Source organism: Thioclava sp. SK-1 (assembly GCF_001705665.1).
GTDB lineage: Bacteria > Pseudomonadota > Alphaproteobacteria > Rhodobacterales > Rhodobacteraceae > Thioclava.
In genome coordinates this window covers 1-5861 of record NZ_MDHA01000066.1, presented here as the reverse complement: position 1 = coordinate 5861, position 5861 = coordinate 1, and the positions used below count along the sequence as shown (strand labels likewise).

General features: G+C 54.6%; 6 protein-coding genes and 1 pseudogene. 6 read left to right on the top strand and 1 reads right to left on the bottom strand.

What is annotated here, in order from left to right:
* From BFP70_RS15540 to BFP70_RS20445, 6 genes and pseudogenes are all read left to right on the top strand, one after another.
* Positions 1-221: integrase core domain-containing protein (locus BFP70_RS15540; protein ID WP_141693228.1), on the top strand; the 221-nt coding region annotated here is incomplete at its 5' end.
* Between the two features lie 374 nt (positions 222-595).
* Positions 596-934 (top strand): hypothetical protein, encoded by a 339-nt coding sequence (locus BFP70_RS15535; RefSeq protein ID WP_066012570.1) that lies wholly within the window; start codon positions 596-598, stop codon positions 932-934.
* 1 nt (position 935) lies between these two features.
* The gene (locus tag BFP70_RS15530) at positions 936-2318 is read left to right on the top strand and encodes a DUF4123 domain-containing protein (RefSeq protein ID WP_176715582.1); all 1383 of its coding nucleotides are present in this window, start codon (positions 936-938) and stop codon (positions 2316-2318) included.
* Positions 2319-2331: 13 nt separating this feature from the next.
* On the top strand, positions 2332-3981 hold the full coding sequence (locus tag BFP70_RS15525; RefSeq protein WP_066012568.1) for a hypothetical protein: 1650 nt from the start codon (positions 2332-2334) through the stop codon (positions 3979-3981).
* A gap of 126 nt (positions 3982-4107) precedes the next feature.
* Positions 4108-4521, top strand: coding sequence for a hypothetical protein (locus BFP70_RS21110; RefSeq protein ID WP_066012567.1), 414 nt, complete (start codon positions 4108-4110; stop codon positions 4519-4521).
* A 92-nt stretch (positions 4522-4613) separates the two neighbouring features.
* Positions 4614-5514 (top strand): annotated as a pseudogene (locus tag BFP70_RS20445) (transposase); the annotation flags it as partial.
* A 41-nt stretch (positions 5515-5555) separates the two neighbouring features.
* Here the strand turns inward: BFP70_RS20445 and BFP70_RS15505 are convergent.
* A partial coding sequence (locus BFP70_RS15505; RefSeq protein WP_141693227.1) for an integrase core domain-containing protein occupies positions 5556-5861 on the bottom strand: 306 nt, incomplete at its 5' end.

Sequence of the window (5861 nt, the reverse complement as noted above, 5' to 3'; positions counted from 1 at the left end):
ATGACAACGCCCTCGCGGAGACGATAAACGGTCTCTACAAAACCGAACTGGTCCATCGCCAGGGTCCATGGCGCAACATGCAGGATCTGGAAATGGCGACGCTCGGCTGGGTCGATTGGTTTAATCACCGGCGCTTGCTCGGCCCTATCGGAAACATTCCGCCAGCAGAGGCTGAACAGAACTTCTATGCACAGCGCGACGTGCTTGATATGGTCGCGTGAAATGAAGCTATAGGTCTCCGGTAAACCCGCGGCGATTCATTCCGTAGTGTTTCGCCAAATCGACAGCTCTGGGGAAGATATAAGATACCGCAGCGGCTTCATCTGGCCATTTGCGATAATAGTTCTTTTTGCCTCTTTCGCTGAAATACGTATACCAGACGCCGTCGATCTGCTCGATCCCGTCTATCTCGCCGCCTCCAAGGCCGCCATGCGTATAGACAGAGCCGTCTTGATACCATGCCGGGCCAGATACACGATCATGTCGTGCAAGGTCGATATCACTCGCTTAGCCTTTCGTTCAAATCGGTGATCGCCCTCGACAAAAAATCCGAAACATTCACCTGCTCGGAACGAATGAAATTACCCAGACTAGAGTGATAGATAAGGTCGACGGTGATGCCTTGGAACATCAGGGTATATTTAACATCCCATCCAATATCGTAGGTTTTCTCAACTACAGCATTCCAGTGTTTCTTGAAATACTGTGCGAGGGCGTCGCAATCGTCATGATTCGACAGTTAAGTTATATAACAGTCCGTTATGCCATTTCATTTAGTACATTTGATAACGATGAAACCGCTGCCCATTTTTATCAACCTTTTGGCGCGCCTGACGAGACGATAGAGATGGGCCAGACTGGTATTTTCGTCGCAGGTTGTATAGGCCTGCCCTCGCAACATTTTAAAAACCGAATTTTCTGCCACCCTGTCTAATGTGGAGACGCGCGTGGAAAGCGATGATTGGCTGCACCTCACAGACTGCTCTCCGGCTGCTTTGCCTGACCGGCCGAAGGCACAGGTCACTCGGCTTCCGATCACGCCTCTGGATAAGCAATTCGCCGTTTTCCCCAAACGATCCGTCCCGGATGAATGTTTCGAGGCGCTTTTCGGCCAAGACATCCCCGATGCGGCGTTGAAAACCTATGCGGTCATCGATGCGGCGAAAATCACGGATTTGCGGGACAGTCTGGAACGGACCAATCTGCCACATGCCTGCCTGTTCAAGGGAAAAGGGGCGGAAGATTGGGGCGATGCAGCGCCATGGCTTGTCGAGATCACGCCTGACGACGATCTGACACGCGCCCTGTTTACCAAAGGCGATAAGCCCTGGCAGCTTTGGGATCTCCAGGCCGCGATCTTCCTGCGCACGACCGCAGGATTTTCCGACCTGCATGCACATCTGCGCAAATTCCTGAAACTGACGGATGAAGCGGGGAAGTGGTTCTTTTTTCGCTTCTGGGAAGCCAAAGCCTTTCAATTAATCGCGGCCGCGCTCAGCGAGGATGCAGCACTTAGCCGGTTCTGGTGGCCGGAAGATGCGCATCCGATCCGCACCATGATCGCGCCGGACCGCGATGCGTTGTTACTTTGCGCCACCCCCAACGCACCGGAACGACAGAAAAGCCTTCGGCTCAGCACGCCGCTACGCGCGCAGATCGACGAAGCTATCGATTACCGCTTCTGCGACGAGATGGGACAGACCCTCTTCGCCACTGCACCCCGGCATATGCAAAGGCTTGGTGTGGCGAACCCCGAGCCGGTCAGGGCGGCGTTGCCCCATGTCTTCGACATGACCCGACATTACGGGTTCACGCGGCGGAGCGATTGCGCAAGGCTTATGTCCATGGCGATTTTTTACGGGACATGGTTCTTGTGGGACCCGCGGGCGACCGGCGCCGTTGCCACAAGCCTTGCTATCCCCTCGGCACCGTCATTGCAAATGCGGCGCCTGGACATGGCTTTGCAGGAAACGGCCTGGCATCAGGTTGTCACATCCGACGCCGGCCTTTCGACATTGCACAGCCTTTTGGCAACAGGGGCACTTCGGGCTGATCGCCTTGATCCACGAAAGCTTGCGCCCTTTGGCTTTACCTCCGCCGGACATCTGGAGCAGTTTTCCGGCCTTTGCGCCCAGCAACAGGATCAGGCCGGTTTCCGCCTGCCCGCGCAAAGGCGGGCACATCTGCTTCTTTCCTGCCTATACACGCCATGGTTTTTAAGCGATCCACTACACAGCATTTTGCAAAAGATATTCTACGCCCACACGCATGATCTGCCCGAGCAGCTTTCGCGCGAAATTGAAAAGCGACTGATTTAACAGGTTTTTGCCCATGACCGATGCAACGCATGAATATAGCGCGGCACAGGAGGCCGCTCTTTCCCAAGGCGGCAGCACAGGCGGATGCGCCGAATGCCATAGCGGCAACTGGATCCATATCCGTTATGAATATACGGATGATACGCCGGTCACCGATGCCGTCTATGTTGTACAGGAACCGAATGACGGAAAACCGGGAGGCCAGATCATCGCAGAAGGAGTGATGGCCGTCACGACATCGTCAGCACATGACTACGTCCATGTCGATCTAGGCGAGTATAGCGGCGAGGTCGAAGTCTATTTCTACGACGACCCCGAAGATGTCATTCCGTATGAAGAGCCCAATCCGGTAAAAGATGAAAGGGCGTGGTACCAGAAGGCCGCCGACGCAACAGTGGAGGCCATTAGCGATGCGGCATCCTGGACCGGCGGCACGTTAGCGGGCGATTTCAACGAGGATATGACCTCGAGCCAGATCATCGCCAATACGGTCATCACGATGATTCCGGGCGTCGACCAAATTGGGGATGTGCGTGATCTGGCGGCCCATGCCAAAATGCTGATCTGGGATGAGCGCTGGAATGACCGCTGGGTCTGGGTCGGGGTCGTCACCTGTCTGATCGGGCTGGTTCCGACATTGGGGTCTCTTGCTAAAGGGATCATCCGCTTGGCTTTCCGTAACCTCGGAAATATTGGCGACATTCTGGTACTTATCAATCGCTGCGCGGATAAGCTTGGATTCCGTATTAATGGGGTCTCAAAAATTCACGAAGTGGCCCAAGCACTTGTGTCACGATCTGGCGATCTGGTAGCCAAGTTCAACGAATATATGGATCTAGTCGCTGAAGGCGTACGTAAATCCGTTGGTCTGCTTAATAGAGGCGTGACAGAGCGCGTCGTCGGCAAGATCGAGTTCGTCAAAAGCCTTGCAGCACAGAAGATTCCCGAAAGCGCAAAATATGTCGCCAAGCTACTCACGGATGGCCTGGCCCGCGCCGCGTCGACAGTCGTGCGAGGGCGCAATCGCATGGCAATTCGCGTCAGGCGGGTAACAAGCACTGTGATTAAATCCCGTCGTTATGAAAGTTGGGATGAAATCGCAGAAGATGCAGCCCGCCGCGCGCGCGGGGAATATGATCCAGATATCGACGATCTGGGCGCCGTACCTGTTGAGAGGATCAGGGATATAGAAGCTGATGCTCTGGCGCGGCGCATGGATAATCTGGCTGCAATCAAACGACAGATTGCCGAGATTCCCGATAGCCCATGGAAAAACTATAGCGATAAGGATTTACTCGAGCAGATCGAAAAATTCAACGGCACGCCACGCATTCGGGATTTCGAGACCGAGCCGCAAACGCTCTATCGTGTTGTGCAAAGCAAGTATTCTTCGGGCGGCGACTACTGGTCGCCTTCCGCGCCACCCGATACAGAGGCAGCATGGCGCAGCCGTGATGCAGTCTTGCAGAACTGGAACGAAGCCGGAGCCTATGTGGTCATACAGACGCCGCCACCTAGATATGGGATGGTCGGAGAGGTCGGCCCGCAGCGGAGCACCAACAACCCGGATCTTGCCTTGCTTGGCGGGGGGACAACAGGTGTGGTTCCCAAAAGCAGGAGGCCCACAATCTCGGGAGACGATCGCTCCTTTCAAATCGATTGACGAAGTTGAAGACCATATACGAAACAGCGAAGGCGGTGGTTTTTTCCTAACACCTTGGAATAATCGTGTTCAATCTCCGGCTCAAACCGGGATCGCGCGCGCAGGTAAAATATCAGAGTGTGACAAATGACTCAGACTACCCGGGAATCCTTTTACGACGCGGCTGATCACATATTACAGGAAGCTGCTGCACAATGGGACAATGTTGTAGATCGTATCTTACGAGAGCTCGAAACGACTGGATCCGAGAAACCCACGGTTCTTAAGGTGATCGACACGCGAGAGACCAGTATTCCGGACGCTATCAAGAACCTACAGAGACGAAACCCGTTTACATTCTGGCGATCAAGAATGTGGCAGGCCGTCAATAAGAAAGATTGGATGGGCGCCTATATAAACGCGAACGAAAGCTTCAAAGAAATGCACAATCTAAAAAACATAGGCCTATACATTAAAAGTGCTGCGCCAGATCTAGGCGACCTCTATTATAAGATGGTCCTACTTTCGGATGAATTAGCGCAGGCTGGCTTGCACAAGTAGCCTCATATGTCTGACGTCAGCGCCAATGGGACAGTTTAGGGCGATTTGATAAGAGAGGCTTTCTGGCTCATCGTAACCACGAAGGAGTGAAGATGAGACAGGAATCTGGGACCAAACAGAGCCATGGCGAGAAGGTTGTCAAAGACATCCGGCGCGCAACCCGCAAACAGTATTCAGCGCAAGAGAAGATCAGGATCGTGTTGGATGGCCTGAAAGGTGAGGACAGCATTGCTGAGCTGTGTCGCCGGGAAGGCATCGTTCAGAGCCTGTATTACAGCTGGTCCAAGGAGTTCCTTGAGGCTGGGAAGAAGCGCCTAGCCGGCGACACAGCGCGTGCGGCGACATCGACCGAGGTCAAAGATCTGTGCCGTGAATCCCGCGCACTCAAAGAAGTCGTGGCCGAGCAGGCGCTGGAGCTGCGGCTTCTCAAAAAAGCATGCTCGGGGATGGGGGCGACGACGAATGAGGTATCCCGCATCCGAGAAGCTGGAGATCATTCGGCTGGTTGAGCAGTCCCATCTGCCGACCAAACGAACGCTGGACAAGCTGGGCATCCCCAGGACCACTTTCTATCGCTGGTATGACCGGTATTTGGCCGGTGGCCCCGAGGCGCTTGAGGATCGCAGCCCCAAGCCATCCCGGGTCTGGAACCGCATTCCCGAGCCGGTTCGCGAGAAGATCAAGGATCTGGCCCTGCTGGAAAGCGATCTGTCGCCCCGCGAATTGGCCGTGCAGTTCACTGATACGGAAAAGTATTTTGTATCAGAGACTTCGGTCTATCGCATCCTCAAGTCCTACGACCTGATCACCAGCCCGGCCTATGTGGTGGTGTCTGCGGCCGACGAGTTCCGGGACAAGACCACGCGGCCAAACCAGCTCTGGCAGACCGATTTTACTTATCTCAAGGTCATCGGCTGGGGCTGGTTCTATCTTTCGACGATCCTGGATGATCGCAGCCGTTACATCTTCAGTTGGAAGCTCTGCACCACGATGGCTGAATCGCTGCGGGTTTACCGGAGACCTATAGCTTCATTTCACGCGACCATATCGAGCACGTCGCGCTGTGCATAGAAGTTCTGTTCAGCCTCTGCTGGCGGTATGTTTCCGATAGGGCCGAGCAAGCGCCGGTGATTAAACCAATCGACCCAGCCGAGCGTCGCCATTTCCAGATCCTGCATGTTGTGCCATGGACCCTGGCGATGGACCAGTTCGGTTTTGTAGAGACCGTTTATCGTCTCCGCGAGGGCGTTGTCATAGGAGTCTCCCACGCTGCCGAGCGATGGCTCGATGCCAGCTTCGGCCAGACGCTCGGTATAGCGAATGGATAAATATTGCCCGCC

Coding starts and splice junctions, on each gene's coding strand:
- BFP70_RS15525 (WP_066012568.1), top strand. CDS start 2,332: ATGACCGATGCAACGCATGAATATAGCGCGGCACAGGAGGCCGCTCTT.
- BFP70_RS21110 (WP_066012567.1), top strand. CDS start 4,108: ATGACTCAGACTACCCGGGAATCCTTTTACGACGCGGCTGATCACATA.